A 26,546-nucleotide genomic window follows, 5' to 3' on the forward strand; every position below is an offset into this window, starting at 1 on the left:
TTGCGCTATCTGCCCCATTCCGCGGCCGACAGGGCCGACATGCTTGCCGCCATCGGCGCGGGCGGGATCGACGATCTCTTCGCCGCCGTCCCCAAATCGGTGCTCGGCACCTTCGCGCCCGATCTGCCCGATCATCAGCCCGAATTCGCCGTCGAGGCCCATATGCGCGCGCTGGCGAAAAAGAACCACGCCGGCGCCGATGGGCCGTTTTTCGTCGGGGCGGGGGCGTATCGGCACCATGTTCCCGCGACGGTGGACCATCTGATCCAGCGCTCGGAATGGCTCACGGCCTATACGCCCTACCAGCCTGAGATTTCGCAGGGCACCTTGCAGATGCTCTTCGAGTTCCAGACCCAGGTCGCGCATTTGATGGGCATGGATATCGCCAACGCCTCAATGTATGACGGCTCGACCGCGACCGCCGAAGCGGTCCTGATGGCCCGGCGGGTCACGAAAAAGAACAAGGTCGTCCTTTCGGGCGGTCTCCACCCGCAATACCGTGACACGGTCGTCACCTATCTGTCCGGAGAAGAGGGCCTCGAGTGCCTGCCCGCCTCACCGGAAGGGCAGGGCGACATTGTCGATCACATCGACGACGACACCGCCGCCATCGTCATCCAGACCCCCGATTTCTACGGCCACCTGCGTAATGTCTCCGCGCTCGCGGACGCCGCGCACGAAAAAGGCGCGCTGCTGATCGTGGTCGTTACCGAAATCGTTTCGCTCGGGCTTCTCGAAGCCCCCGGCGCGCTGGGCGCCGATATCGTCGTGGCAGAGGGCCAGTCCATCGGCAATCCCCTGACCTTCGGCGGCCCCTATGTCGGGCTCATGGCCTGCCGCGAAAAATTCGTACGCCAAATGCCCGGGCGGCTTTGCGGTGAAACGGTCGACGCGGACGGCAAGCGCGGCTTCGTCCTCACGCTCTCGACCCGCGAGCAGCACATCCGGCGCGAAAAGGCGACGTCCAATATCTGCACCAATTCCGGGCTCTGCGCGCTGGCATTTTCGATCCATCTGTCGCTTCTGGGCGAAGTGGGACTCTCGCGCCTCGCGCGCCTCAATCACGCCCGCGCCATCGCGCTCGCCGATGCGCTGGCGGCCGTGCCGGGCGTCGAGGTGCTCAACAAGACCTTCTTCAACGAAATGACCATCCGGCTCCCCAAACCCGCCGCCCCCCTTGTCGAGGCGCTTGCCGCGAAAGGCATTCTCTGCGGCGTCCCGGTATCGAGGCTCGAGCCGGGGCGGCCGGAGGTCGAAGGTCTCGTCGTCCTCGCGGCCACCGAATTGACCACCGACGAAGACATCGCTGCACTTGCAGCGGCGCTCAAGGGAGAACTGGCATGAGCATGAACGCACAGGGCCGCCCTTCGGCCCCCGTCGCTGACGCCGGCGCGCCCGCTACCGGGGCCGCCGCTCTGCTGCCGGCAGAACCGCTGCTCTTCGAAATCGGCGACCGCGACCATTCCGGCGTCGACCTGCCCGATATCGAGGTGGGCAACGACCGGCTCGGCGGCCTCCGCCGCAAGACGGCACTCGACCTGCCCGGGCTCACCGAACCCGAGGCGATGCGCCACTATGTGCGCCTCTCGCGCCAGAATTACGCCATCGACTCGGGCATGTATCCGCTCGGTTCGTGCACCATGAAGCACAACCCGCGCCTCAACGAGAAGACCGCACGGCTGCCCGGCTTCGCCGACGTCCACCCGCTCCAACCCGTCTCGACGGTTCAGGGGGCACTCGGCGTCATCGAAGAGCTCAGCCACTGGCTGATGGAACTGACCAACACGACCGCGGTCGCCATGTCCCCCAAGGCCGGCGCTCACGGCGAGTTGTGCGGCATGATGGCCATCAAGGCCGCACACGAGGCAAACGGGCAGGGGCACCGCAAGATCGTGCTCGTCCCCGAAAGCGCGCACGGTACCAACCCCGCAACCGCCGCCTTCCTTGGCTACACGGTCAAATCCATCGACGCCAATGAACACGGCACCGTCGATGTCGATGCGGTCAAGGCCGCGCTCTCCGACGACGTCGCGGCGATCATGCTCACCAACCCCAACACCTGCGGCCTGTTCGAGCCCCAGGTGATCGAGATCGCGCAAGCGGTTCACGACGCGGGCGCCTATTTCTACTGCGACGGCGCCAACTTCAACGCCATCATGGGCGTCGTCCGGCCGGGCGATCTCGGCATCGATGCGATGCACATCAACCTCCACAAAACCTTCTCCACCCCCCACGGTGGCGGTGGTCCGGGAGCCGGCCCGGTTGTGCTCTCGGCGGCTCTGGCACCGTTCGCGCCCGTGCCCTTCGTGCGGCGCGACGGCGACGCCCTTGAACTCGTCGAGCACACCGAAGGGCAGCACTTCGGCCGCCTCACCGCATTCCATGGCCAGATGGGCATGTTCGTGCGCGCGCTCACCTACATGCTCAGCCACGGTGCCGACGGGCTGGCGCAGGCCGCGCGCGACGCGGTATTGAACGCCAACTACATCAAGGCCCGGCTCGCGGACCTCTTCTCGGCGCCCTACAACCACCGGCCCGTGATGCACGAGGTGCTTTTCGACGATACGTTCCTCAAGGGCACCGGCGTTTCCACCCTGGATTTCGCCAAGGCGATGATCGACGAGGGCGTGCATCCGATGACGATGTATTTCCCACTCGTCGTGCACGGCGCGATGCTGATCGAGCCCACCGAATCCGAATCGCTCCAGACGCTCGACGCCTTCATCGCAACCATGCGCGACCTCGCTGAGGACGCGAAGTCCGGCAATTCCGAGCGATTTACCGCCGCCCCGGTTCGCGCCCCGCTGCGTCGGCTCGACGAAACCCGCGCGGCGCGCCAGCCAAGGCTCAAATGGACCCCGTCCGACGCGCCGCGCGCGGCGGCACAATAGCGGCTTCAGGCTGCGGTCAACCCGACCGCAGCCGGTCCGCCCGCAGTCCCAGGAGCATCGGGATTTCCCCCGCAGCGCGCCGCTCTGCAGGCGGCGCGCCGGACTTTTCAATGTCCCGCACCTCCCGCAACGCGGTAACGGCGAAGCCGTGACTTGAAAGCGCGGCGATATAGGCGCCGAGCGGCCTGTGATAGCTCCGCGTCACGCCCTTGCCCGAATGGTGAGGCTGCATGGGCACCTCAAGATCGGACAGATAGCTGTCGACCCTCCGGTATCGAAGTTTCCGGCCCTCGTCCCAACCCCAACCGCTCTGCCGCGGCACACGGAAGCACGGATGCAGCATCACGATGACGACGCGCCCGGAGCCGTGCACCAGCCGCGCCGCCGAAGCCAGCGCTTCCGTGAGCGGGTCGATGTCCTGAATGGAAAGCAGGAAACTCGCCGCATCGAAAGTACCCTGCCGCAAGCCGGGCACGGCGGCAGCGCGGGTGGCGTCGCCCACGACGAATCGTCCGGCGCGCCCGTTGTGCCGCCGCGCGATGGAGATGAGGCTCGGCGAGAGGTCGAGCCCGGTATAGGCCATGCCCGTTGCCGCGACGGGCGGGGCGAGAACGCCCGGGCCGCAGCCCAGGTCGATCAGCGCCTCTCCGGCGCCAGGCTGTAGAAGATCGAGCAACAGGGGTACAGCGAGGGTGCGGTGGTACCGGCTCCCCTTGGGGCCGGCCCAGCCGGCGTACCAGTCGGCGACGCCCTCCCAGCTTTGGGAGCGCCTTGTGCGCCGGGGTGTATTGGTGGTCATGAAATGTCTCGTATGAACGCAAGAAAATCGTTGCGTCGGCAGAGACGGTATCGATTTCGGAAAGACGTGGACCTGCAACAGACAGCCACGCGCCGCTTCCATGGCGAAACAACCCACGACCGCGCTAGGCGCGGCGCGAACGGGCACCGGGAAGAACGGATACCGCCCCTAGAGGGTGCGGATGCGGATGTATGCAGGCCGTGAAATCAACATGGGCAGATCTCTAGCGTTTCGTCCCGGTACGCGCAAGTCCCCATTCGGGTCCGGAACGAAAACTAGTCGTTGATCAAAACGACAGGAACCCTAAACTCCCCCGGCATTAAGTCGGAGGGCAAATATGTCGAACATGACCCCCCATGTGCTTGAGAACTTCCGGTTCCAGGCAGAGGCCTGCCGAAGTCTGGGCTCCCCCTTCACCGCGCAACTTTGCGAGCTTCTCGCCAAGCATCTCGACGCATCCTCGCGCTTTGGCGCGCGGATCATCGACTGGCCCGAATCGGCCAAGGACGATGCGCTGGCGCTTCGCGCCGTCGGCGCGCTCCACAGCCTCGTGCGTTCGGGCAAGGCGCGCGAACTCGCCGCGCTTTATCCGCCCCTCGAAACCAGGCCCGATGTGCTTTGGGAAGCCATAGCGGCGGCCATCTTTCGGCACGACGAAGTGCTGCACGACTTCCTCGACAGCCCCCCGCAGACCAACGAGGTCATGCGCTCCTCGGCCATCCTGGGCATGATGCTCAAGGTCGCCGAGCGGTTCGAGATGCCCCTGGCCGTCTACGAGATCGGCGCCAGCGCGGGTATCAATCTGGCTTTCGACAGCTTCCATTATGTCCTCGGCGAAAGGCGCGAATGGGGCTCGTCCGACGCGGTCGTGCATATCGAGAGCGAATGGCGCGGCGACGCCCCTGATCTCGAGACCAGGCTCGAAATCAAAAGCCGCGCCGGTTGCGACCGCAATCCTCTCGACGCCGGCGATCCCGAAGCCGTCGAGCACTTGCTTGCCTACATCTGGGCCGACCAGCACGAGCGGATCGGACGGATTTCCGCCGCGCTCGAAGCCGCCGCCAAATCGTCGCTGCGCGTGGAGAAGGCCGACGCTGCCGACTGGGTCGACCGCATACTGGCCGAGCCCGCAGAACCCGGCGTCGTCCGGGTCTTCTTCCACACCATTGTCTGGCAATACCTGCCACTCGACACCCGCATGCACATCACCAAGGCCTTCGCGGCTGCCGGCGCGCAAGCCACCGGCGAAACCCCACTCGTCTGGATGTATATGGAGGCCGAGGATCACCCTGGCGGCGCCGTCCTCAAGCAGACGGTCTGGCCCGGCGGCGAAAAGGAAACCCTCGGCCTCGCCGACTATCACGGCCGTTGGGTCGACTGGGCATAGCGTCTGTTCGAAGAACCGCAAACAAAAACGGGCCCCTAAGGGCCCGCTTTAACGTCAATGCTTTGCCGGTGTCTCAGTTGAGCTTCGCCCCGACTTCCCGGATCGATTCGTCGACGAGTTCGCTGCCCTGCTCCTTGACCTGATCGACAAGCAGGACGCGTGCGGCCTCGACCGCGACGTCCGCCGAGCGTGCGCGCACTTCCGCGAGTGCCTGCGCTTCAGCCTGGGCGATCTTGTCTTCCACCGCCTTGGTGCGGCGGGCAACCAGATCTTCGAGGGCTTCCTGGGCTTCCGTGGTCATCCGTTCGGCGTCTTCACGCGCGGCGGCGACGATTTCGTCGGCCTCGGTCTCGGCAGCCTTCCGCTTGCGCTCGTACTCGGCGAGCAGCGCCTGCGCATCCTCGCGAAGCCGTTTGGCTTCATCGAGGTCCTCCTCGATCTTCTTGATGCGGCTGTCGAGGTGCCCGGCGATCATGCCGGGCACCTTGAGGTAGATGATGACGGCAAAGAACAGGATGAGCGCGATGAAGGCCCAGAAGGTGGCATCCAATTCCATCGAACTACTCCTTGGTCACTTTGGCGACAGCGTCGCGGGCGGCCTTGACCGGCACCTTGCCAACCAGTTGGCCAACAAGCGCCTGCGCTGTTTCGGCGGCAATCGCATCGACATGCCCGAGCGCCTCGGTCTTGGTCTCGGCGATACGCGCCTCGGCCGCCGACATCTTCTTGGAGAGATCGGCCTCGACCTTCGCACGCTTGGCGTCGAGATCGGCCTTGATTTCCGAACGGGTCTTTTCGGCAATTTCGTGCGCCTTGGACCGCGCATCCGAAAGCGCCTCTTCATAGGACGCGATCGCCTGGTCGGTCTTCTGACGCAGCCTGTCGGCTTCCGCCAGATCCCCCTCGATACGGTCGCGCCGCACTTCGAGGATTTCGCCGATCCGGGGCAGGGCGATCCGGCTCATGATGAAGTAGAGCGCGGCAAAGCTGATCGCGAGCCAGAGAATCTGCGAGGGAAAGGTCGACGCGTCGAAAGGCGGGAAGACATCCGTATGCCCACCGCCATGCGCCTCGGTCCCCTCGATCACATGTCCCTCGGGCTGGGAATGATCGCCGCCGACCTCGTCGAACTGGATCTGGTCCTCGGCAGGAACGTGGAGTTCCGCCTCCGAGCCGTCGGCCTGGGCAATGAGAATGCGTGCCATGTCGTTTCACTCGCCGGTGCGTATGTCCGGATCGGGTCCGGATAAGAACCGGCAGCCAGGGAACAGCCCCGGCTGCCGAAACCGTTAGTCTGCTCGCCTAAGGGATCTTAGACCGCGAACAGCAGCAAAAGGGCAACGAGGAACGAGAAGATGCCCAGAGCTTCGGTCACGGCGAAGCCGAAGATGAGGTTACCGGACTGCGAAGGCGCAGCCGACGGGTTGCGAAGGGCACCCGAGAGGAAGTTGCCGAAGATGTTGGCCACACCGATGGCAGCACCGGCCATACCGAAACAAGCCAGACCGGCACCGATGAACTTTGCGGCTTCAGCTTCCATTTTTAGATCCTTTCAAAGCCTTGGAACGTTGGTTTTTCGTTTTTGGGGATCAATGCGACGGATGGATCGCATCGTTGAGGTACATGGAGGTCAGGACAGCGAAAACGTAAGCCTGAACCGCGGCCACCATGAATTCGAGGGCCGTGAGCGCGACGCCCATCAGAAGCGGGAGCGCGGCGCCCAGAATGCCCAAAAAGCCCAGCGACCCCATCGTAACAACGAAGCCCGTGAACACTTTGAGCGTGATGTGACCCGCCAGCATATTGCCGAACAGTCGCACCGAAAGGGAGATCGGACGCGAGAGGAAGGAAATGATCTCGATCGGCGTCACGAGAATGAGGAGATAGCTGGGCACGCCGGCGGGGACGAAAAGCTTGAGGAATTTCGGTCCGTTCCGGATGAAGCCGTAAGCGACCACCACGGTCATGACTGTCATCGCCATTGCGAAGGTGACGATGATGTGGCTCGTGATGGTGAAGAAGTACGGTATCATGCCCAGCATGTTACCGACGAAAATGAAGATGAAGATCGAGAAGACGAACGGGAAAAACCGCATCCCCTCGGTGCCTGCGCTACTTCGCACCATATTGGCGACGAATTCGTACATCAGCTCGCTGGTCAATTGCCAACGGGTCGGCACAAGCCCACGGCCACGGGTCGAAAGGATGAGATAGGCCGCAACGATGCCGGTGGTCAGCACCATAAAGAGCGCGGAATTGGTGAAGGCGAGCGAAATGCCCGATCCTTCGTGGCCATCGCCGCCGATTGTCCCGAAGGTGAAGATGTCCTGGATGACAAACTGGTGAATCGGATCGTTCGCCAAGGTCTTCTTGCCCCTATCTCGCCTACCGGGTCTAGTCTTCTGCGTCCGGTTTCCCGGCCGCGTTCTTTGCATTCAGTTCCGCCACTACACGAGTGACGTTCAAAACACCAGCAGCAAAGCCCACCATGAACATGATGAGCAATGCCCAAGGCGTCGTCCCCGCAAACTGGTCGATCAGGTAACCGATACCCGAACCCACCAGAATGGCCGCGACAAATTCGGCGCCGATCCGCAAGCCGCGGGCCAGCCCCGTCATGTCGTCCTGCCGGCTGCCGTTCTGCGCTTCGGTCTGAGCGCGTCTGGCGGCCTGCGCCTTGGCGATGCGTGCAGCCAGTTCGGAAGTGTCCGAAGGCCGCGCGCCCGCTTTTGGCTTATGTCCGTTGGGGGTATCTTCGGAATTGGTCACGCGACTTACCTGCCCACTCCACCCCACCGGACACCCGGCAAGAGGGTGCCTCGAAAAGTCGCGCGCACCATAGTGTTGGCTCGGGGGGAAGTCAAGGCGATGTGGCGGCTTAAAAAATAAGGAAAATCAACAAGTTACGGGCAATGCGACGGGGTGCGGCATTGCGTCAAGGCGCCAAATTGTGGTTGCACGATGGCGGGCGGTGGATTCTCGCGCCGGGGCGCTGGACAAAAAAGTGCCCCCGGTTTGTCGCCGGGGGCCACAATGCCTGACTGATTGGAGGTCGAAATCAGGCAGAAAGCTTATCCATCGTCGCCCGCACCTGGGCCCTTAACTCATCGATCGGCCGCAGCGCGCCGTCCTGTTCGTAGTGCCAGAACGTCCAGCCGTTGCAGGCATCGAACCCTTGCACCAGAGCGCCAACCCTGTGGATCGAACCACTATGGGCGCCACTGACAAGCGAGCCATCCACGCGTACCGTAGCACTATAACGCATTTTTGCGTCGAACAGTTGCGTACCCGGGGTCACAAGTCCTTGTTCGACGAGTGCTCCGAAAGCGACGCGCGGCGCGGCGCGTTTTGGCGTTATGGTGGCGATAGCAGCCTTTTCGTGCGGTTTTATGGCCGCAATGCGCTTCAAAGCTGCGTTGATGTAGGCATTTTCGCGTTCGATGCCGATGAAATGCCGCCCCAGCTTCTTGGCAACCGCGCCCGTGGTCCCCGTGCCGAAGAACGGGTCGAGCACCACGTGACCGGGCTTCGTTGTCGCAAGCATGATGCGATAGAGCAGCGCTTCCGGCTTCTGCGTGGGGTGCACTTTCTCGTCATTGGCGTCCTTGAGACGCTCGGCACCCGTGCAAATGGGAAACAGCCAGTCCGAGCGCATCTGCGTATCGTCATTGGCGAGCTTGAGCGCTTCGTAGTTAAAGACAGGCCGGCTCTTTTTGTCCCGCGAGGCCCAGATCAGCGTCTCGTGCGCGTTGGTAAAGCGGGTGCCGCGGAAGTTCGGCATCGGGTTGGCCTTGCGCCATACAACGTCGTTGAGCATCCAGAACCCCAGATCCTGCAGCGCCGTCCCGAGCCGGAAGATGTTGTGATACGACCCGATCACCCAGATCGCGCCATCGGGCTTCAAAATCCGTCGCGCCGCCGTGAGCCACGCGCGGGTGAAAGCGTCGTAGGCGGCAAAGCTCTCGAACTTGTCCCAATCGTCGTCGACGGCATCGACCCGGCTCTGGTCGGGCCGCGTCAGTCCGTCTTCGAGCTGCAGGTTGTAGGGCGGGTCGGCAAAGATCAGGTCGACCGAATTGGCGGGCAGGGCCTCCATATGCGCGATACAGTCGCCGACGAGGATGGTATCGAGGGGAAGGGACTCGTGGCCTGAATGGCCGTCCTGCGGGCGCTTGAGCGCCGCCGCACCGGTACGCAACATATCTGTAACCCTAACGCAAAACTAACGATCCCGTTTGTACCCCGTTAGGGTTAAGCCGGGGCTAAGCTTTAGGGTTAACAAGGCGTTAGCCGCGCGAACCGGCCCGAATTGCGGCCCGCGCGGCCTTGGACCTACTCTTTCGCGTCCAGGAACCTGATGACCGTTTCCCCAAGGCGGGGGTCGGCGCCGATGGTATAGTGGGTCGCATCCGGGATGACGGCAAACCGGTTCGGGGTCATCCCCGCTCCGTCCCAGCCGCCATCGGCCTGTCCGCCGCCCAGAAGTTCGAAGAACGCGGTCGCGTGCGAGATCCTGACACTGTCATGGTCGGCAACGACCAGGAGCGTCGGCGCCTCGATGCCATCGATGTCCGCGGACCAATCGTAGTCCTCACCGATAAATTCGCCCATCTGTTCAAGCAGGCGCGGAAAGTTCTCCGGATCGGGCGCCGCCTGAACATAAGCCTGATGCAGCGGCGTTCCGACCATTCCCTCGGCGAGCTCGGGGCCCATGGCCCGCATGCCTTGGCGGTTAAAGTCGTGCCAGCCCGAGAAGGCATAGGGGGCCGAGACGACGACGAGCTGGTCAACGACATCCGGGTGATCGATCGCCGTGCGCAACGCGACGCCGCCGCCGAGCGAATATCCCATCACGTCCGCGTCTTCGTGACCGAGATACCGGATTACCTCGGCGACGTCGGTCGCAAGCGCGTCCCAGCTCATCGGCCGGTCGAACGGCAGCGTATGTCCGTGGGCCTGCAGCTCGATCCCGATCACCTGCCGGCCTTCGGCCAGCGCGGTGAGCACAGGCCCGAACATTTCGGTTGTCATCAACCCGCCATGAAGCAGAACGAGCGGTTCGCCGGTCCCGTAAACGGAATAGTAGACCTCTACACCATTGACCGGCGCATAGCCCGATTCGCTGGGGGGCGGGAGCATCGTCCCGGGGTCCTGAGCAGCCGTTGGCGCGAGCGGCGCAAGCGTGAGGCTGGCAATGGCGAGCACGCGAGTGGTGTATTTGAACATTGGAGTCTCCTGTCGCGTTCAGTTCCGAGACCCGCTGCGTGCGCGTCTCAAGCCTCTAGGACGCGTTCGGTGCCGCCAATCCGACATTGGGAACGAGGCGGTTAATGAACGGGAGACCCCAAAGGCGCGGACAGGATAGGGACTGGGGGATAGACTTGTGGATTTGGCCTCGCGCGAGCCCGGCAATCGGCCGCGGCGAACCGCTACCGCCGCGCCGCCATCACCGGCGCGAAACTCTGCCGGTGCAGCTCGGTGGGCCCGTGCGCGATGAGCGCTTCGAGATGCGCGGCGGTGCCATAGCCCTTGTGCTGCGCGAAATCGAAATGCGGGTGCCCGCGATCCATCGTGGGACACATGGAATCGCGCACCACCTTGGCAACGATCGACGCCGCCGCGATCGAAAGACTCTTGCCGTCCCCTCCGATCACCGGTTCGCCCGCGCAGGAAAGCCCTTCGGGTACGTCGCGTCCGTCCACGAGCGCAAGATCGGGCCGCACGGCCAGTGCCTCGAGCGCGCCGCACATTGCCCACAGCGTCGCGCCACGAATGTTGAGCCGGTCGATGACCTCGACCGGAGCGGCACAGAGCCCCACCGCGGCGCTCGCGAGAATCTCCGTAAAGACCGCGCGCCGCCGTGCCTCGGTCATCTTCTTGGAATCGTTGAGCCCCTCGGGGATCCGGTTCGGGTCCAGAACGACCGCCGCGGCAACGACCGGCCCCGCCAGCGGGCCACGCCCGGCCTCGTCGATGCCGGCGACACAATTGAGCCCGCGCGCACGCGCGGCCGCTTCGAGCGCGTAGCTGGGTACGTCGGAAACGATGGGCGAATCGGTCTTGGCCATGAGAGCCAACCTGCCTCAACCGCACCCGGAGGAAAAGGCAGTTCTCAGTCGGCCATCGTTTCGACCCAACGCGACCGCCATTCGGGCGCGGGGAAGGGGTCGGGCCAGTATTCGGTTATCCGGCTGATCTTGTCGTCGGCGCATTCGAAAAACGAGACCGCCACCGCTTCTACCGACCCGTCGCTGACGAGCGTTTCACTCACCGCCTGCCGGCCCGAGCCGATCAGGCGATGAACGGTGAAGGCCCAGGCGCCCTTGGCCGGACAATTCTCGTTGATGGCGACGAAATTGCCCAGCGTCGAGATCACTTCGCCCGACTGCGGCCAGATCAGTTCGAATTGCGGTGCAAAGAGTTCACCTGCCAGCGCCCACCGGTTGGTATTCATCCGGCGCCAGTATTCGGACGCCAGTATTGCCCCGTCTGTCATCGAGTCCTCCCGCCCTGGCCTTGTCCCTTCTGCCCAACGCGTCGTCCGGGTTGCTGTTCCGGACGGACCTACCGGAAATTACACGCCGATCCCGTCGAGCGTCGTCATGTCCGGCGCATTTGCCGACCAGCCGACGAGGACGCCGTCCTGGAAATGGAGCGCCAGTCCGTTGGCATAAGCGGCGAAATCGATCGGCCCCGCTCCGCACTCGCGGTTGGTGAATGTTTCCGGGTCCCCATAGAGCCGATCGGCGACCTCGCGCATCTTGCCTTCGCCGCTGCCGAACGGCACATGCCGCACCCATCCCCCGGCGCCGACATGGGCGATCCCGTTGTAGCCGAGATAAGCGCCCGGTTCGGCGCTCTGTCCGGCAACCGGGGTTGCGCCCGCGGCAACGACCGCCACGGCGACCCAAAATCTGATGGTCCCCATCATTCCGCCGCGTCCCCTGATACCGCGATGGAAAAAGCCTATCAGAAGAGGCTCAGCTGCGCATCGTCCTTTTGCGGATGGACGAAGAGATCGGTCCGCAGCGGCGTCCCGTCATGTTCGAGACCATACCGCGCACAGGCCTTGTCGAAACGCTGCTGCATCATCACCGCATACGGGCCCTCGCCGGTGAACCGAGAACCGAAGCGCGGGTCGTTCTCCTTCCCGCCGCGCAGGTCGCGCACGAGGTTCATCACGTGTTTGACCTTGTCGGGGTAGGTGGTGAGCAGCCACTCGCGGAAAATATCGCGCACTTCCCCGGGCAGCCGCAGGACGATCATCGACGCCATGCTCGCCCCCTGGGCCTTGCCCGCATCGAGGATGCGTTCGAGCTCGTGGTCGTTGACTGCGGGGATCATCGGCGAGGCCATGATCCGCGTGGGGATGCCCGCTTCCGACAGGAGCCGCAGCGCTTCGAGCCGCCGCGAAGGCGTCGAGGCGCGCGGTTCCATGAACCGCGAGAGCTTGTGGTCCATCGACGTGACCGAGAGCGCAACCGTCACAAGACCGTGCTTGTTGAGCTTGGTCAGAAGGTCGAGGTCGCGCACCACGAGCGCCGATTTCGTCGTGATCATCACCGGATGCCGCGCATCGAGGAGCACTTTGAGGATGCCGCGCATCAGCTTGTACTTGCGCTCGAGCGGCTGGTAGGGGTCGGTGTTGGTCCCGATCGCGATCGGCTTGGCCTTGTAGCGCGGATTGGCAAGTTCATTGCGCAACAACTCGGCGGCATTGACCTTGATATAAACGTCGCGCTCGAAATCGATCCCCGGCGAATGTCCAAGATAGGCATGGCTCGGCCGCGCAAAGCAATAAGAGCAGCCATGTTCGCATCCGCGATAGGGATTGATCGACCGGTCGAACCCGATATCGGGAGAAACGTTGCGGGTGATGATCGATTTGGCGCGCTCGATATGCTCGCGCGTTTCGAAGTTCTCCTCGTGCTCGGTCTCCCAGCCGTCCTCGACGAACTCGCGCCGCAGCCGTTCGAACCGTCCGCTCTCGTTCGAGCGCGCCCCGCGCCCCCGCAGCGTGTCGCTTTGAACGATCGGCCGGCTCAAAAGGTCGACGTCGCGCGTGCCGAAAAGCCGCCCCCGTGCTTCGCTCGTATGTCCCGATGCCGCGTATTGCGCCATGTCCGGTCTCCGTCCGTTTCGCGTCGAACAAGGCGAATCGCACCCTGTCCGTTCCCGTTAACTCTAGCGAAACGAACGGAACATAACAAGAACATTTGCGTAGGAAGCGCCAGCTCACTCGTTGAGCCGCGGCATCACCTCGATGAAGTTGCACGGCATGTGCCGGCTGTCGAACTGGTGCGTGAGGATCGCCTCCCAGGCGTCCCGGCACGCCCCGCGTGAGCCCGGAAGGCAGAAGACGAAGGTCGACCCGATAAGCCCGGCCGTCGCCCGCGACTGAATCGTGGAGGTGCCGATCTTGGTCGCCGAATACTGATGGAAGAGCACCGAGAACCCCTCCATCCGCTTGTCGAACATCGGCTCGATGGCGTCGGGCGTCACGTCACGGCCCGAAAACCCTGTGCCCCCGGTGGTCAGCACCACGTCGATATCGGGCGCGTCCACCCATTTGCGGACCTGGTCCGCGATCGCCTCGCGGTCGTCCTTCACCACCTGGCGGTCGAAGCAGCGGTGCCCGTCGCCCTCGATCAGCTCCTTGAGCAGCGCCCCCGACGTATCGGTTTCCAGCGTGCGCGTGTCGCTCACCGCCAGCACGGCAAAGGTGACGGGCACGAAAGCAATGCTTTCGTCTGTCTTGAAAGGGAACATGCACTCTATCCTGTCTGCGCCTGCGGTTCCTGGTCGTGCACATCGTCCTCGTCGTCAGGCAGAACGATATCCTCGGGGTCCGAACGCGGATCGAGCGCGACGGTTTCCGACGTGACGATGTGCTCGGAGGGCACGACCTGATAGGGCGCCCGTTCGTCCGCCGGCGCCGCCTCGCGTGCCTGCATTCGCAGATACGCCGCACCGGCAAGCCCGCCATGAAAGGCGATGCCGACCACGAACAGCGAAACGGGCCCGAAGAAACTCATGACGATCGAAGACGCGATGGGCCCGACCATCGATCCCGCACCGAGGATCAGCAGCATGCCCGAGGCGACCTTCGAAAAATCGCCGTCGAGCGCGAAGTCGTTGGCGTGCGCCACCGCGATCCCGTAGATCGAATAGGCGGCCAGACCATAGGCGGCGAAGAGCGCGTAAAGCATCACGTCTTCCCCCGGATTGACGAGGATCATCGCGATCCCGGCCGCGGCGCCGACGAGCGAGGTGCCCATGATCACCTTGCGGCGATCGATCCGGTCCGAAATCCGCCCCAGTGGAATCTGTGAGAGCGCCCCCGCAACGATGGCAAGGCTCATGATGTAGGCAACCGTGGCGGTCGAAAAGCCGCGCTCGATGCCATAGACAGGCGCAAGCGTGCCGAACGACCCGTTCGCCATCCCCACCGAAAACGCGGCGAGAACCGCGATAGGGGAGGTCCGCACCAGATAGCGCAGGTCGAGCGTTGCCGATTGCAGCGGCGCGGGCTGTGGCGTGCGCGTCACCGCCGTGGGCAACACCGCACAGGTATAGGCGAGTGCGGCCAAAACGAATGGGATGTAGCCCGCCACGCCGGTGACCGATATCGCCATCTGTCCTGCGGTCGACGCGAACAGCGTTACCGAGACATAGATCGAAAAGGTCGTGCCCCGGCTTTCGTTGTCCGAAACCTCATTGAGCCAGCTTTCGACCACCATGGCCGCGCCGGCAAAACAGAAGCCGGAGAAAACCCGCAGAAATATCCACGCCCAGTCATTGATGACGAGCAGGTTGAAAAGGATCGTCATCGAGGCGATCGCCGCCATCACCGCATAGGCACGGATATGGCCCACCGCCTTCACGAGCTTGGGCACCGCGATCGATCCGGCAATGAACCCGACCGACCAGCCCGTACCGATAAGCCCGAGCGCGAGCAGCGAAAAGCCCTCCTCTTCGCCACGCACCGGCAGAATCAGCCCGTGCATGCCACCCGCGAACATCAGCAGCGCCGAACTGAAAAGAAGGGCGGAAATCTTGACGACTTGCGACATGCAAAGGCCTTGGACGATAGAAATTTCGCGCAATGGTAGCGGCTTGAAATGCCCGTGCCTACCCGGCGCGTGATGCTTTGGCGAAAGCGGTGTGCATTGGCGTTCGGGGGCTCGGGAACGATGCCCCGGGCCGGGAACGGCACAGCCTCTATTTCGGTTCCTGCCAGACCAAAGCGCCCCGCGCCCTCTTGACCGCGGCCCCCGCACCCGCGACTAATATTTTACCTTGAGGCCCTGCGGTCCTCTCCCCAGTCCGGAATAAACACAAGTGCCAGATACCCAGCCCGCCGCCCCGCCGCAACCGACCGACCGCCATTGGGGTGTCAGAAGCAGCGTCATGCTGGGGATCGCCCTCAAGGTCGCCTCGGTGTTCGTATTCGTCGGCATGAGCGCGATTATCAAGTCCGCTGAAGGTGTGCCCGTGGGCCAGCTTGTCTTTTTCCGCTCGGCCTTCGCGCTCGTTCCTGTTGCGATCTTCCTCGCCTGGCGCCGCGAACTGGTCGACGGGTTCAAGACAAGCCGGCTGGGCGGCCACATCCTGCGCGGGGTTTTGGGCACATCGGCCATGTTTCTCATCTTCTTCGGGCTGACGCGGCTACCCTTGCCCGAGGCGACGACGATTCACTACGCGACGCCGCTCTTCGTCGTCATTTTCTCGGCCCTGTTCCTGCATGAAACCATCAGGGTCTTCCGCTGGACGGCGGTTCTGGTCGGACTTTTGGGCGTATTGATCATCATGTGGCCGCGTCTGACCGTTTTTTCGGGCGGCACGGCGGTGATGGGCCCCGAAACCCTCGGCGCGCTTGCCGCGTTCACTGCCTGCGCCGTATCGGCCTCTGCGCAGCTCACCGTGCGCACGCTCGTTAAAACCGAGCGCAGCGCCACGATCGTCATCTACTTTTCCATCACAAGTGCGGTCATCGGCCTGTTGACCATCCCCTTCGGCTGGGTCCCCCTAAGCCCTGCCGAATTCGCCATTCTCGCGGGCGCCGGCATTGCGGGCGGGTTCGGGCAGATCCTCCTCACCGAAAGCTATCGGCACGCCGAAATCTCCACCATCGCGCCGTTCGAATATTCCTCGATGGTCCTCTCGATCCTCGTCGGGCTCATCGTCTTCGGCGAAATCCCGACCCCCGAAATGCTCGTCGGCGGCACGATCGTCGTCCTCGCCGGCATCTTCATCATCTACCGCGAGCACATGCTCGGCCTCGACCGCACGAAATCGCGCAAGGTTTCAAGCCCGGCTTAGGGGCTGGACGCTTCCAACTCAGCCTGAACCGCCAGCAAATCCTGCCAAGCCAGCTTTTTCGCCGCCGGCTGGCGCAACAGATAGGCCGGGTGCAGCGTCGCCACCGCGCGCATCGTGTGCCCGTTGATGGTCAGATCCCGCCATTGCCCGCGTAACCGGGTAATCCCGGTATTGGTCTCGAACAGCGTCGACGCCGAGGCGCCCCCCAGTGCCACCAGCACCTTGGGCGCGACAAGCTCGATCTGCCGGTAAAGGAACGGCAGGCACACGGCGACCTCGGACGGGGCAGGGGTACGGTTGCCCGGCGGGCGCCAGGGCACGGTATTGGCGATATAGACTGTCGTCCGGTCGAGCCCGATCGCGCCCAGCATCCGGTCGAGCAACTGGCCCGAACGCCCCACGAACGGCTTGCCCTGCAAATCCTCGTCGCGCCCGGGCGCCTCACCCACAAGCATGATATCCGCTTGCGGGTTGCCGTCGGCGAAAACGAGATTGGTGGCCCGCAGCTTCAGCCCGCACCCCTCGAACGCCTCGAGCGTATCGCGCAGCGCGTCGAGCGTTTGCGCCTTGGCTGCAAGTTCACGCGCGGTTTCAGGATCGGCATCGGAGGTCGTAACCACTGGCGCCGCGGGCGGCGGGCTGGCTGGCACCTGTTGCGGCAAGCCCGGCGGCGGCACGGTGCGCTGTGTGCGCGCCGGCGCGATGGCCGAGGCCGCGAACCGGTCGACCGGCTCCTCCCTCACCGCGATATCCACCCCTACGGCGCGATACCAGTCCAGCGCCGCGAGCATCTCGTCGCGATTGAGGTCTCGATTTGCCATTTTCTACCCTGTATGCAAGACGCTTATTGCATATCGGCGCGTTGAGGGCATACCCCTTTTGCCAGCAAGTACGGACGGCCTCACATGAATGATTCGCTCGAACGCGAGACAATGGAAACCGATGTTGTGATCGTCGGCGCCGGCCCGGCTGGCCTCTCCGCCGCCATCGCGCTCAAGCAGCAATCGCCCGGCCTCGAGGTCATCGTCGTGGAAAAGTCCGCCGAGATCGGCGGCCATATCATGTCCGGCGCGGTGATGGACCCCGTCGGCCTCGACGACCTCATTCCCGGCTGGCGGGAAAAAGGCGCGCCCGTCGGTCCCGCCGTTACAGAGGACCATTTCGTCTATCTTACCGAAACCGGGTCCTACACCTTCCCCGATCCGCTCATCCCGCCGATCATGCGCACGAAGGGAGGGGTCATCACCTCGCTGGGCAATCTCTGCCGCTGGCTTGCCGGCGAGGCCGAGGCGCTGGGGGTCGATGTCTTCCCCGGCACCGCCGCGATGGACCTGATCTTTGGCAAGGAAGGGGAAATCCTCGGCATCGTCACCGGCGATCTCGGCGTCGCGCGCGACGGCAGCCACAAATCCACCTTCGCCGCGGGCATCGAGCTGCGGGCGAAATACACTCTCATAGGGGAGGGCGCGCGCGGATCGCTCGCCAAGCGCCTCATCCGCAATTTCCACCTCGACGAAGGCCGTGCACCGCAGAAATACGGCCTCGGGCTCAAGGAAATCTGGGAGATCGACGCGGCAAAGCACGTCCCGGGCAAGGTCACCCACTATATGGGCTATCCCCTGGGCAACGCGACCTCGGGCGGCGGCTTCTGCTACCACGCGGAAGACAACAAGGTCTATCTCGGCCTCGTCCCGCACCTCGACTACGAAAACCCCACCTTCTCACCCTTCGGCGAATTCCAGCGCTTCAAGCTCCACCCCGAGATCAGGGAACTCATCGAAGGCGGCACCATGATTTCCTACGGCGCCCGCGCGGTCACCTCGGGCGGCTGGCAGGCGATCCCCAAACTTGCCTTCCCCGGCGGCGCGCTCGTCGGCTGCGCGGCGGGCTTCATGAATGTTCCGAGGCTCAAGGCGATCCACAACGCCATCCGCTCGGGCAAGGCCGCCGCCATCGAGATCGCCGCCGCCATCGGTGCAGGCCGCGCCAATGACGAGATCGAAACCCTCGACGAGTCCGTTCTTGCAAGCGGCATCCGCGACGATCTTTACCCCATCCGCTCGGTCAAGCCGCTCTGGTCGCGCCTCGGGCTTTACGCCGGGGTGATGCTGGCCGGTGTCGATATGTGGGTCTCGAGCCTCGTAAAGCAGTCGCCCTTTGGCGGGCTCTCCCCCAGTAAGCCCGATTTCGCGAGCCTCAAGCCGATCGCCCGGGCCAAGCCATTCAACTACCCCAAGCCCGACGGCAAGCTCACCTTCTCGCGCAACGAAGCGGTCTACCGCGCCAACATCGCCCACGACGAGGATCAGCCGGTCCACCTGCGTCTCACCGACCCGGCCGTGCCCGTGGAGGAAAATCTGCCGCAATACGGCGAACCCGCACCGCTTTATTGTCCCGCCGGTGTTTATGAGATGGCGGAAGAAAACGGAGAGCCGGTCTTCCGCATCCACGCCCAGAACTGCGTGCACTGCAAGACCTGCGACATCAAGGACCCGGCCCAGAATGTCACCTGGGTGCCGCCCGAGGGCGGCAGCGGGCCCAACTATTCGGGGATGTGACGCCCGCGTGAACGCGGCGGGCTTGCGGGCGGTTCGGGAATGATAAAGACTTCAACGCCTAATATCGTCTCAAATTCGACATGCTTGCCTAGTTTGGGTATCGACAAGCACAAGAGGGAACCAAAGGGAAACGCGTGCACATCATTCTCCGCAAACTGACCGGCCTGGGTCTCGCCATCGCCGCTTCCGCGACGGCTCCGTTTGCGGCGGCTGCGCAGACGGACATGCTCTCGCTGCGCGAGCCGTCGATCACCGGGTCCTATCTCGCGGGCATCGCGGCCCAGGACGACCTGCACCCCGAGGTCGCGGCGGATTATTTCATGCGCGCGGCCGAGGCCGACTGGGATAACCCGATCCTCACCGGCCGGGCCTTCCTCGCCTATCTCGGCGCCGGCAAGATTTCCGAGGCGGCGACAATCGCCCAGCATGTGCTCGATCTCGATCCCGCCGACGAACTCGCCCGGCTGACCCTCGGCACAGTCGCCCTCAAGCAGCGCCGCTACACCTCGGCTGACCAGATGTTCGCGCGCATCCCCACACTCTCGCTGGTGGGGATCACCGCCGGGATCACCCGCGCCTGGGCACAACTGGGCGATGGCAACCTGCGCGGCGCCTATGCGACGCTCGATACGGTCGGGCAGGGCGGATTTGAGGAATTCCTCGTCTTCCACCGCGCCATCATGGCCGATCTGGGCGGCAGCCGCGATCAGGCCATCGATCTCTCGCGCCAGGCTTACGAAACCGACCCCTTCGTCACCCGCATCGCGGAAGCCTACATCCGCATCCTCGGGAACGCCGGACGGTTCGAGGAGGCGCAGGCCGTGCTTGACAGGTTCACCGAACAGGGCATCGCCCATCCGGTCATCGATGCACTGCGCGCGCCCATCGCCGAGAAACGCAAGCCGGGGCTGTTCGCCGCCAACGTCCAGGCCGGCGCCGCCGAAGTCTTCCACGGCCTGGGCGCCGCGCTGGCCCGCGACGGGTCGTCCGAACTTGCCGTCATTTTCCTCAGGCTCTCGCTTTATCTCGATCCCGACGCCGCCATCGTCTCGATGAGCCTGGGCGATATCCTCTCGGGCGCGGGGCGCTACGACGCGGCCAACGACATCTACGCGGGCATTCCCGAGGACTCGCCGTTGCGCACCAGTGCGCTCATTTCCATCGCCGAGAATTTCGACGCGCAGGACCGCCACGAGGAGGCGATTTCGCGTCTGCGCAACATCATCAATGGCGATCCGGACAATATCGAAGCGCTCGGCGCGCTCGGCGACATCCTGCGCTATGACGAGCAGTGGGAAGGCGCCGCTGAAGCCTATTCGCAGCTTCTCGAGGCCATCGACGGCGAGCGTCCGCGCGACTGGCGGTTCTACTATGTGCGCGGCATCGCCTATGAACGTTCGGGCAATTGGGACGCGGCGGAGACGGATTTCCTCCACGCTCTCCAGCTCAATCCCGACCAGCCCCAGGTCCTCAACTATCTGGGCTACACCTGGGTCGACAAGGGCATGAACCTCGATGCCGCACTCGAGATGATCCAGCGCGCCGTCGAGATGCAGCCGCGCGACGGCTATATTATCGATAGTCTTGGCTGGGCCTATTACAAGCTCGGCCGCATCGAGGACGCGGTCGCCGAGCTCGAACGCGCGGTTTCCCTCCTGCCCAACGACCCGGAATTGAACGACCATCTGGGCGACGCCTACTGGATGGCAGGGCGCCGGCGCGAGGCCTTGTTCCAGTGGCGCATCGCCATCGATGTCGACGAGGAAGGCACGGTGACCACGCGGGCGCGGCCCAAACTCGTCAACGGGCTCGACGGCGAAGCCACTGTCGCCAACGGCAACCACGTCCAAACCGACATTGAGGCTCACTGAGACCGCACCGGCCAAGGTCAACCTCGCGCTGCATGTGACCGGGCGGCGCGAGGACGGGTTTCATACGCTCCATTCCCTGTGCGTCTTCACCGAACTCGCCGATCTCGTCTCCGCCGAATCGGCCCGGAACGATGCCTTGTCGATCTCCGGCCCCTTCGGCGGCGACCTGCCGAACGGCCGCTCCAATCTCGTCGTCCGCACGGTCGAAAAATTCCGGGCGCGCTTCCCCGACGCGCTTCAGTCCGGCATCGCGCTTCACCTCGAAAAACACGTCCCCGTCGCCGCCGGCCTCGGTGGAGGTTCGGCCGACGCTGCCGCCGTGATCCGGCTCCTCGCCCAAATGACGGACGAGGACATACCCGACGCCGACCTCTTCGCACTCGCCGCGACGCTCGGCGCCGACGTGCCGATGTGCCTGTTTTCGCGGCCCTGCGAGGTGCTGGGCATCGGCGAGACGCTGAAACCGGTGAGTGCCTTCCCCGCGCTCCACCTGGTGCTGGTCAACCCGCGCGAGGCGGTCGCTACCCCAGACGTCTTCCGCCGCCTCAAATCGCGCAGCAACCCGCCCATGCCGCAGCTGCCCAGGAGCATCGACCGCGCGGCGATGCTCTCGCTCTGGCTCGCCGATACACGCAACGACCTCGAACCCCCGGCACGCGAAATCGTCCCGGCAATCGCGGAAATCACGGAGGCGATCGCCGCAACGCAGAACTGTGTGCTCGCACGCATGTCCGGCTCGGGCGCGACCTGCTTCGGGCTTTACGGCAGCGCCGCGGCGGCCCACCAGGCCGCCCACGACCTGCGCGAAAAACTGCAGGGCTATTGGGTCGCGGCGACCCCCATCCTGGTGGAATAGGGCAGCGCGTCCCCGGCCGCGAGACCGGCTACCAGCCGCCCCCGCCGCCTCCGCCACCGCCGCCGCCCGACGAGCCGCCGCCGGAAAATCCGGACCCCGAGGACGACGACGGTTGCGCCGAAACCATCGCAGCCGCCATTCCGGTCGCGACGCCGCTCATCGTTGCAGCGAACCGGCCGCTCGAAAAGTCTCCTCCATGATACCAGCGCGGCGAATAGCTACTATCCGCATCGCGGACCGCGTTGCGCTGCAGATCGTTCTCGAAGCGCTCCGACCAGGGTTTCTCAACCCCCAGCGCCATCGCATAGGGCAGGATCGTTTCGAACCGCGAAACCGTCATATCCGGCTCGTCGCGAAAATTGAGCCGCTCCTTCTCGGCGGTTTCCAGATACATCTTGAACCCCTCGATTTCGTCCATGACGCGCCGTCCGTGCACGGTCGGCGCGCGCATCAGGATGCCGAAAACGATCGTCGTCGCCGCGATCGAAACCGCCGCAATAACGGGGAAATTGACATTGGCCATCTCGAACAGATCGAGGGCCAGCCCCCCGAAATTGAAAAGAAAGACCCCGCCGATCAATCCGGCGATGAACCGTCCGAACATCGGTCCCTCCCAGACCGATCGCAGCCCGAAGATAAAGAGCGAGAGAAAGACCGACGCGAACAGGCCGAAAAACAGGAAAAGAGGATCGAGAATGCCGGTGAGCACCATCACGCCCAACGAGGCGATGCCGATGGCGATGCCGCAAAGCGTATAGAGGATGTTGTTTCGGAAATAGACCGAGCGGTTCTCGTTCTGCAGCGCCGAGACGAATTTCGAACGCGTCGAATTGAGCGACTTGCCGTGCTTTTTGTTGATTTTGACGGTTTGCCGGCCCGAGAGATACTCGAAAATGATCTCTTCGCCCGGCGGCAGTTCCGCTTCGGGCGTCTTGCCGGTTGTCTTGAGCGTGATCGTCTTTTTGCCTTCCCGGCCGATCTCGATCAGTTCTTTTGTCGCCAGCGACACGAGCGCCGCCGAAAACGCCGTCCACCCGTTCTTCTGCCATCCCATGCGGTGCACATAGTGCGTAAGCGCTGGGGAAAATCCCGCGGGCGGATAGAAGCGGGGGATGATGACGCCCTTGGAAGGGTCGCGCCCCACCGATGCCCAAGCGTAGCCGTTATAGGCAAGAACGATCAAAAGCAGGATCGCGGGCACGATCAACCCGCGATTGTCCCAGAACCAGTACCACGCCGCCGTCCCGCCGCTCGGCGCCACCAGGACCCCCTTTTCGAACGCCACGGCCACGGTCATGCCTTCGTAGGGATCGAGGGGTTCGGTCGTGGCGAAGCTGGCGACAGTGTTCGATACCCGCTCCGCCCGAGCGGCGCTTCCCGTCGCGCCCTGAGCGCCGGTAAAGACGTTGAGATCGATGATATCCGCGCCTTCGGGCAGGGTGACCGTCGTCTTTGCCGCGAGGATCGGGAATTGCCAGAAATTCCCCGTCGCGTTCCAGTACAATTCGTCGTGGTCCGCGAACATCCGCGCCGCGCGGTCCATCGTATAGGTGATCTCGTATGTATGAAGCCCGCGGGCGATGAAGACGTCTGCGTCCCCGATCCGGATGCGCTGCCCGTCGCGGATCGATTCGACGTCATAGGGTTCGGTCGCGCCGTTCCGCGTCACCGAGAGAACGTCGAGATCGGAGGTGATCGGCGCCCCCTGCGGTCCCTCAAGGACCGTTGGGATATCGCGGAAGATCCCGCGCCGGATCGCGCTGCCTTCTGCATTGACCGTGATCGTCTCGGTTATCGTGACCGACATGTCGGGATGAACGGCGATATCGGTATTGAACCGCTCGATGACCTCGGCGCCGAACGCCCCGCCCGCCGGCGCCATGAGCGCCAGAACGGCAATGATCGCCCGGCACAGCACGATGACTGCGGTCTTCGTCATGGTATGTCCTCTGTTGCGTCCCCGGAGCGTACTGATGCCTGAACGGCAGGGCGTCACCGTGCGAAGCTCACCTCCGGCACGGCGCGGTCGGTCTCGTTTTCGAGCTCGAAGTACTCCGCCTTGGTGAACCCGAAGCTGTTTGCGACGATGTTGGACGGGAACGATTCCACCGACACATTGAGATTGCGCACCGCACCGTTGTAATACCGCCGCGACAGCTGGATCTCATGCTCGACGGTCTGCAACGCCTCCTGAAATTCCAGATAGGTCGTATTGGCTTTCAAGTCCGGATAGGCCTCCGCCACCGCAAACAGCCGTCCCAGCGCGCCCGACAACAGCCCCTCGGCCTGCCCGCGCTCGCCCGGCGTGCCGTTCTGCGCCGCCTGCACCGCCGCGCGCGCATCCGTCACCGCCTGCAGCGTCTCGCGCTCATGGCCCATATAGCCTTTGACGGTTTCCATCATATTGGGAATAAGGTCCGCCCGCCGCTTCAACTGCACGTCGATCCCCGACCAGCCCTCCTCGGTCAGCTGCCGGTTTTTGACGAGGCTGTTGTAAAGAACGATGGCGTACCCAACGACCGCCACCACGAGCACCAAGATAACCCAACCCATATCCGCATCCCTCCTGGCGATTGCCTCCGCGAGACTTTCGCACCGGGGTGCCGCAATATCAATGGGTTATGCATGGAAGCGGCGCTACGCCCCGCCGCCCTCGGTCTTGAGCCAGGCGGCCCCGCACTGTTTGGCAAGCTCGCGGATGCGTAGGATGTAGCTCTGGCGCTCGGTCACCGAGATCACGCCGCGCGCATCGAGAAGGTTGAACGTGTGGCTCGCCTTGATCACCTGCTCATAGGCGGGCACGGCCAGCGTATGCCTGTCGCCCTCGTCCCCGGCCGCGAGCAGCGCCAGGCACTCCTTTTCCGCGTCCGCGAAATGCGCGAACAGCATCTTGGTGTCGGCGGCCTCGAAATTGTACTTGGAGAACTCCCGTTCGTTCTGCAGGAACACATCGCCATAGGTGACCTTGGAATTGCCCCCGCCGCCGTTGAAGTTGAGATCGTAGACGTTCTCGACCCCCTGCACATACATCGCCAGCCGCTCGAGCCCGTAGGTGATCTCCCCGGGCACCGGCGAACATTCGAACCCCGCGACCTGCTGGAAATAGGTGAACTGGGAAACCTCCATCCCGTCGCACCAGCACTCCCATCCGAGCCCCCACGCGCCCAGCGTCGGGCTTTCCCAGTCGTCCTCGACGAAGCGGATGTCGTGGACCTTCGAATCCAGCCCGATCGCCGCCAGCGATTGCAAATAGAGGTCCTGGATATTGGCCGGCGAAGGTTTGAGGATCACCTGAAACTGGTAGTAATGCTGCAGCCGGTTTGGGTTCTCCCCATACCGCCCGTCGGTCGGCCGCCGCGAGGGCTGCACATAGGCAGCGTTCCACGGCTTGGGCCCGAGCGCGCGCAGCGTCGTCGCCGTGTGAAACGTCCCGGCACCCATCTGCATGTCGTAAGGCTGCAGGATCACACAGCCCTGCTCGGCCCAGAAATGCTGCAACGTCAGGATGAGCCCCTGAAAGGAGTTCCGGGGGTCCATGTGAGGCGAGGGCGTAGCGGGCATTATGGTCTCGGCGGTTCAAGCAAAAGCCGCGCGAACCTAGTTTGGGCGCATGACAAGGTCAAGCGGCCCTCCGCGGCGCCATCCGCCGTGTGACGCGCGAGCACCGCCTTGTCTATCGTATTTCGGGAACAAGAAGCGATCAGAGGCTGGAAATCGCACAACTGCGCTTCCACCACTGATTGCGACGCATCTCAGTCCTTCCGGCCCGGCCGGTACACCCCGTCCTCGCCGCGTTCGAGTGTCACCACATCGGGGCGTTTTGCCTCTTGGCGGTTGCGCTCCTGCTGCGCTTTCTTGCGCACCTCGGCGGCTTTGTCGTCTTCCTCGAACTTCTTGCGCCAATCGCGTGCGATCGAGCGCAGGCCCAGGCCGATAAGGATCGCAACCGCGATGCCGACAAGTGTCGAAAGTCCCATGCTTAAAGCCCCAGCCGCGACCAGGCCAGCCGGTCTTCGATCCGCGCGATCGCCTCGGCGGCAGCATCGGCGCCCAGCCCGAACCGGGGCAGGGCAAACCAGCCGCGCCTGGGCGCAATGGTCTTGAGTTTGACGGTCTTCCCGAACCGCTCGCGCAGCGTCGAATAGACGTCCCCCAGCGCGTCGATCAGCCCCATCTCGAGCCCGCGCCTGGCGGTCCAGAACTCGCCGGTATAGAGCACGTCCTCTCCGACCTTGAACCTCTCGCCCCGCCGGTCCCTGACGTAGTCGATGAAGACCTCGTGAATATCCGATCCCAGCTGCTTCACCCGCGCGATATCCTCTTCCTTTTCCGGCTGGAACGGATCGAGCAGCGACTTGTTCCTGCCCGCCGTATAGAGCCGCCGCGTCACCCCCAGCTTGTCGATGGCTTCGACAAGCCCGAAGCTCGAAAAGATCACCCCGATCGACCCCACGAGCGAGGAGGGGTCTGCGATGATTTCGTCCCCCGCGGTGGCGATGAAATACCCGCCCGACGCCGCCGCGTCCTCGACGAAAACGAGCACCTTCTTGTTCTTCTCGTCGGCCAGCTGCCGGATGCGCTGCGCGATCAGCCGCGATTGCACCGCCGAGCCGCCTGGCGAATTGACGACGATCGCCACCACCGGCGCGGCCTTGAACGCGAACGCCTTCTCGAGGAGCGGATTGACGCTCGCGATATTGAGCCGGCCCGGCCGCTGCTCGGCGCTGATGACCCCCTGCAGCCGCACGACGGGGATGACGGGCCCGCCCCGTGCGATCATGCGCCTGTACCAGGGCAGCGGCGCGGTGGCGGTCGGCATGGCGGCGGCGGTTTCGGTCATGGGGGCTCCACTCCTCGTTACT

27 protein-coding genes are annotated in these 26,546 nt (G+C 64.0%); 7 read left to right on the forward strand and 20 right to left on the reverse strand.

What is annotated here, in order from left to right; translation table 11 throughout:
• Entirely contained in the window at positions 1 to 1,344 is a 1,344-nt protein-coding gene (gene gcvPA, locus LSG43_RS05060; protein ID WP_231801759.1) for an aminomethyl-transferring glycine dehydrogenase subunit GcvPA, read from the forward strand.
• Entirely contained in the window at positions 1,341 to 2,891 is a 1,551-nt protein-coding gene (gene gcvPB, locus LSG43_RS05065) for an aminomethyl-transferring glycine dehydrogenase subunit GcvPB (protein WP_231801760.1), read from the forward strand. The genes gcvPA and gcvPB overlap by 4 nt, the downstream gene beginning before the upstream one ends.
• Positions 2,892 to 2,907: 16 nt before the next feature.
• Here gcvPB and LSG43_RS05070 read toward each other — a convergent pair whose 3' ends face one another.
• Positions 2,908 to 3,690, reverse strand: a complete 783-nt coding sequence (locus LSG43_RS05070) for a class I SAM-dependent methyltransferase (RefSeq protein WP_231801761.1) — start codon at positions 3,688 to 3,690, stop codon at positions 2,908 to 2,910.
• 337 nt (positions 3,691 to 4,027) lie between these two features.
• Between LSG43_RS05070 and LSG43_RS05075 the strand changes: the two genes are divergently transcribed.
• Positions 4,028 to 5,077, forward strand: a complete 1,050-nt coding sequence (locus LSG43_RS05075; RefSeq protein WP_231801762.1) for a DUF2332 domain-containing protein — start codon at positions 4,028 to 4,030, stop codon at positions 5,075 to 5,077.
• 73 nt (positions 5,078 to 5,150) lie between these two features.
• On the opposite strand, the gene LSG43_RS05080 is transcribed toward LSG43_RS05075, so the two are convergent.
• The 13 genes from LSG43_RS05080 to LSG43_RS05140 all read right to left on the reverse strand — a co-directional run bounded on the left by LSG43_RS05080 (position 5,151) and on the right by LSG43_RS05140 (position 15,150).
• The gene (locus LSG43_RS05080) at positions 5,151 to 5,633 is read right to left on the reverse strand and encodes a F0F1 ATP synthase subunit B family protein (protein WP_231801763.1); all 483 of its coding nucleotides are present in this window, start codon (positions 5,631 to 5,633) and stop codon (positions 5,151 to 5,153) included.
• Positions 5,634 to 5,637: 4 nt separating this feature from the next.
• Positions 5,638 to 6,282, reverse strand: coding sequence for a F0F1 ATP synthase subunit B (locus LSG43_RS05085; RefSeq protein WP_231801765.1), 645 nt, complete (start codon positions 6,280 to 6,282; stop codon positions 5,638 to 5,640).
• A 107-nt stretch (positions 6,283 to 6,389) separates the two neighbouring features.
• The gene (locus LSG43_RS05090) at positions 6,390 to 6,617 is read right to left on the reverse strand and encodes a F0F1 ATP synthase subunit C (protein ID WP_231801767.1); all 228 of its coding nucleotides are present in this window, start codon (positions 6,615 to 6,617) and stop codon (positions 6,390 to 6,392) included.
• A 49-nt stretch (positions 6,618 to 6,666) separates the two neighbouring features.
• Positions 6,667 to 7,440 carry a F0F1 ATP synthase subunit A gene (locus LSG43_RS05095; RefSeq protein ID WP_231801769.1) on the reverse strand — a complete coding sequence of 258 codons (774 nt, stop codon included), beginning with the start codon at positions 7,438 to 7,440 and terminating at the stop codon, positions 6,667 to 6,669.
• 31 nt (positions 7,441 to 7,471) lie between these two features.
• Positions 7,472 to 7,846 (reverse strand): AtpZ/AtpI family protein, encoded by a 375-nt coding sequence (locus LSG43_RS16585; protein ID WP_231801771.1) that lies wholly within the window; start codon positions 7,844 to 7,846, stop codon positions 7,472 to 7,474.
• A 289-nt stretch (positions 7,847 to 8,135) separates the two neighbouring features.
• The gene (locus LSG43_RS05105) at positions 8,136 to 9,278 is read right to left on the reverse strand and encodes a site-specific DNA-methyltransferase (protein ID WP_304622643.1); all 1,143 of its coding nucleotides are present in this window, start codon (positions 9,276 to 9,278) and stop codon (positions 8,136 to 8,138) included.
• A 131-nt stretch (positions 9,279 to 9,409) separates the two neighbouring features.
• Entirely contained in the window at positions 9,410 to 10,303 is an 894-nt protein-coding gene (locus tag LSG43_RS05110; RefSeq protein ID WP_231801773.1) for an alpha/beta fold hydrolase, read from the reverse strand.
• A gap of 203 nt (positions 10,304 to 10,506) precedes the next feature.
• Positions 10,507 to 11,145, reverse strand: a complete 639-nt coding sequence (gene rnhB, locus LSG43_RS05115; protein ID WP_231801775.1) for a ribonuclease HII — start codon at positions 11,143 to 11,145, stop codon at positions 10,507 to 10,509.
• Positions 11,146 to 11,189: 44 nt separating this feature from the next.
• Positions 11,190 to 11,573 carry a nuclear transport factor 2 family protein gene (locus LSG43_RS05120; RefSeq protein WP_231801777.1) on the reverse strand — a complete coding sequence of 128 codons (384 nt, stop codon included), beginning with the start codon at positions 11,571 to 11,573 and terminating at the stop codon, positions 11,190 to 11,192.
• Positions 11,574 to 11,651: 78 nt separating this feature from the next.
• Positions 11,652 to 12,008, reverse strand: coding sequence for a hypothetical protein (locus LSG43_RS05125; RefSeq protein ID WP_231801779.1), 357 nt, complete (start codon positions 12,006 to 12,008; stop codon positions 11,652 to 11,654).
• 38 nt (positions 12,009 to 12,046) lie between these two features.
• Positions 12,047 to 13,198: a PA0069 family radical SAM protein gene (locus LSG43_RS05130; protein WP_231801780.1), complete on the reverse strand. Its 1,152-nt coding sequence runs from the start codon at positions 13,196 to 13,198 to the stop codon at positions 12,047 to 12,049.
• A 114-nt stretch (positions 13,199 to 13,312) separates the two neighbouring features.
• A complete protein-coding gene (gene moaB / locus LSG43_RS05135) occupies positions 13,313 to 13,846 on the reverse strand; it encodes a molybdenum cofactor biosynthesis protein B (protein ID WP_231801781.1) in 534 nt (177 codons plus the stop codon).
• Between the two features lie 5 nt (positions 13,847 to 13,851).
• Positions 13,852 to 15,150, reverse strand: coding sequence for an MFS transporter (locus LSG43_RS05140; RefSeq protein ID WP_231801782.1), 1,299 nt, complete (start codon positions 15,148 to 15,150; stop codon positions 13,852 to 13,854).
• Positions 15,151 to 15,418: 268 nt separating this feature from the next.
• Here LSG43_RS05140 and LSG43_RS05145 point away from each other — a divergent pair, with 268 nt between their 5' ends.
• Positions 15,419 to 16,399: a DMT family transporter gene (locus LSG43_RS05145; RefSeq protein WP_369412442.1), complete on the forward strand. Its 981-nt coding sequence runs from the start codon at positions 15,419 to 15,421 to the stop codon at positions 16,397 to 16,399.
• Here LSG43_RS05145 and LSG43_RS05150 read toward each other — a convergent pair.
• The gene (locus tag LSG43_RS05150) at positions 16,396 to 17,220 is read right to left on the reverse strand and encodes a uracil-DNA glycosylase (protein WP_231801783.1); all 825 of its coding nucleotides are present in this window, start codon (positions 17,218 to 17,220) and stop codon (positions 16,396 to 16,398) included. The genes LSG43_RS05145 and LSG43_RS05150 overlap by 4 nt on opposite strands.
• Before the next feature lie 84 nt (positions 17,221 to 17,304).
• Here LSG43_RS05150 and LSG43_RS05155 point away from each other — a divergent pair, with 84 nt between their 5' ends.
• The 3 genes from LSG43_RS05155 to LSG43_RS05165 all read left to right on the forward strand — a co-directional run bounded on the left by LSG43_RS05155 (position 17,305) and on the right by LSG43_RS05165 (position 21,684).
• Entirely contained in the window at positions 17,305 to 18,957 is a 1,653-nt protein-coding gene (locus tag LSG43_RS05155) for an electron transfer flavoprotein-ubiquinone oxidoreductase (protein ID WP_231801784.1), read from the forward strand.
• 134 nt (positions 18,958 to 19,091) lie between these two features.
• Positions 19,092 to 20,828 (forward strand): tetratricopeptide repeat protein, encoded by a 1,737-nt coding sequence (locus LSG43_RS16590; protein ID WP_231801785.1) that lies wholly within the window; start codon positions 19,092 to 19,094, stop codon positions 20,826 to 20,828.
• The gene (locus tag LSG43_RS05165) at positions 20,815 to 21,684 is read left to right on the forward strand and encodes a 4-(cytidine 5'-diphospho)-2-C-methyl-D-erythritol kinase (protein WP_231801786.1); all 870 of its coding nucleotides are present in this window, start codon (positions 20,815 to 20,817) and stop codon (positions 21,682 to 21,684) included. Before LSG43_RS16590 ends, LSG43_RS05165 begins: the two co-directional genes overlap by 14 nt.
• Positions 21,685 to 21,712: 28 nt before the next feature.
• Here LSG43_RS05165 and LSG43_RS05170 read toward each other — a convergent pair whose 3' ends face one another.
• From LSG43_RS05170 to LSG43_RS05195, 5 genes are all read right to left on the reverse strand, one after another.
• Complete coding sequence (locus LSG43_RS05170; RefSeq protein WP_231801787.1) at positions 21,713 to 23,623, reverse strand: DUF2207 domain-containing protein; 1,911 nt, start codon at positions 23,621 to 23,623, stop codon at positions 21,713 to 21,715.
• Between the two features lie 53 nt (positions 23,624 to 23,676).
• Positions 23,677 to 24,237 (reverse strand): LemA family protein, encoded by a 561-nt coding sequence (locus LSG43_RS05175; protein WP_231801788.1) that lies wholly within the window; start codon positions 24,235 to 24,237, stop codon positions 23,677 to 23,679.
• An 84-nt stretch (positions 24,238 to 24,321) separates the two neighbouring features.
• Entirely contained in the window at positions 24,322 to 25,245 is a 924-nt protein-coding gene (locus LSG43_RS05180) for a glycine--tRNA ligase subunit alpha (RefSeq protein ID WP_231801790.1), read from the reverse strand.
• A gap of 191 nt (positions 25,246 to 25,436) precedes the next feature.
• Complete coding sequence (locus tag LSG43_RS05190) at positions 25,437 to 25,661, reverse strand: hypothetical protein (protein WP_231801794.1); 225 nt, start codon at positions 25,659 to 25,661, stop codon at positions 25,437 to 25,439.
• A 2-nt stretch (positions 25,662 to 25,663) separates the two neighbouring features.
• Positions 25,664 to 26,503 carry a S49 family peptidase gene (locus LSG43_RS05195; protein WP_439652012.1) on the reverse strand — a complete coding sequence of 280 codons (840 nt, stop codon included), beginning with the start codon at positions 26,501 to 26,503 and terminating at the stop codon, positions 25,664 to 25,666.
• Positions 26,504 to 26,546: the final 43 nt, after the last annotated feature.

The organism is Pelagibacterium xiamenense, from assembly GCF_021166475.1.
Classification (GTDB): domain Bacteria; phylum Pseudomonadota; class Alphaproteobacteria; order Rhizobiales; family Devosiaceae; genus Pelagibacterium; species Pelagibacterium xiamenense.

Coding starts and splice junctions, on each gene's coding strand:
- LSG43_RS05110 (WP_231801773.1), bottom strand. CDS start 10,303: ATGTTCAAATACACCACTCGCGTGCTCGCCATTGCCAGCCTCACGCTT.
- LSG43_RS05170 (WP_231801787.1), bottom strand. CDS start 23,623: ATGACGAAGACCGCAGTCATCGTGCTGTGCCGGGCGATCATTGCCGTT.
- LSG43_RS05075 (WP_231801762.1), top strand. CDS start 4,028: ATGTCGAACATGACCCCCCATGTGCTTGAGAACTTCCGGTTCCAGGCA.
- LSG43_RS05130 (WP_231801780.1), bottom strand. CDS start 13,198: ATGGCGCAATACGCGGCATCGGGACATACGAGCGAAGCACGGGGGCGG.
- rnhB (WP_231801775.1), bottom strand. CDS start 11,145: ATGGCCAAGACCGATTCGCCCATCGTTTCCGACGTACCCAGCTACGCG.
- LSG43_RS05180 (WP_231801790.1), bottom strand. CDS start 25,245: ATGCCCGCTACGCCCTCGCCTCACATGGACCCCCGGAACTCCTTTCAG.
- LSG43_RS05070 (WP_231801761.1), bottom strand. CDS start 3,690: ATGACCACCAATACACCCCGGCGCACAAGGCGCTCCCAAAGCTGGGAG.
- LSG43_RS05140 (WP_231801782.1), bottom strand. CDS start 15,150: ATGTCGCAAGTCGTCAAGATTTCCGCCCTTCTTTTCAGTTCGGCGCTG.
- moaB (WP_231801781.1), bottom strand. CDS start 13,846: ATGTTCCCTTTCAAGACAGACGAAAGCATTGCTTTCGTGCCCGTCACC.
- LSG43_RS05105 (WP_304622643.1), bottom strand. CDS start 9,278: ATGTTGCGTACCGGTGCGGCGGCGCTCAAGCGCCCGCAGGACGGCCAT.
- LSG43_RS05080 (WP_231801763.1), bottom strand. CDS start 5,633: ATGGAATTGGATGCCACCTTCTGGGCCTTCATCGCGCTCATCCTGTTC.
- LSG43_RS05125 (WP_231801779.1), bottom strand. CDS start 12,008: ATGATGGGGACCATCAGATTTTGGGTCGCCGTGGCGGTCGTTGCCGCG.
- LSG43_RS05150 (WP_231801783.1), bottom strand. CDS start 17,220: ATGGCAAATCGAGACCTCAATCGCGACGAGATGCTCGCGGCGCTGGAC.
- gcvPB (WP_231801760.1), top strand. CDS start 1,341: ATGAGCATGAACGCACAGGGCCGCCCTTCGGCCCCCGTCGCTGACGCC.
- LSG43_RS05085 (WP_231801765.1), bottom strand. CDS start 6,282: ATGGCACGCATTCTCATTGCCCAGGCCGACGGCTCGGAGGCGGAACTC.
- LSG43_RS05175 (WP_231801788.1), bottom strand. CDS start 24,237: ATGGGTTGGGTTATCTTGGTGCTCGTGGTGGCGGTCGTTGGGTACGCC.
- LSG43_RS05090 (WP_231801767.1), bottom strand. CDS start 6,617: ATGGAAGCTGAAGCCGCAAAGTTCATCGGTGCCGGTCTGGCTTGTTTC.
- LSG43_RS05120 (WP_231801777.1), bottom strand. CDS start 11,573: ATGACAGACGGGGCAATACTGGCGTCCGAATACTGGCGCCGGATGAAT.
- LSG43_RS05195 (WP_439652012.1), bottom strand. CDS start 26,503: ATGCCGACCGCCACCGCGCCGCTGCCCTGGTACAGGCGCATGATCGCA.
- LSG43_RS05190 (WP_231801794.1), bottom strand. CDS start 25,661: ATGGGACTTTCGACACTTGTCGGCATCGCGGTTGCGATCCTTATCGGC.
- LSG43_RS05155 (WP_231801784.1), top strand. CDS start 17,305: ATGAATGATTCGCTCGAACGCGAGACAATGGAAACCGATGTTGTGATC.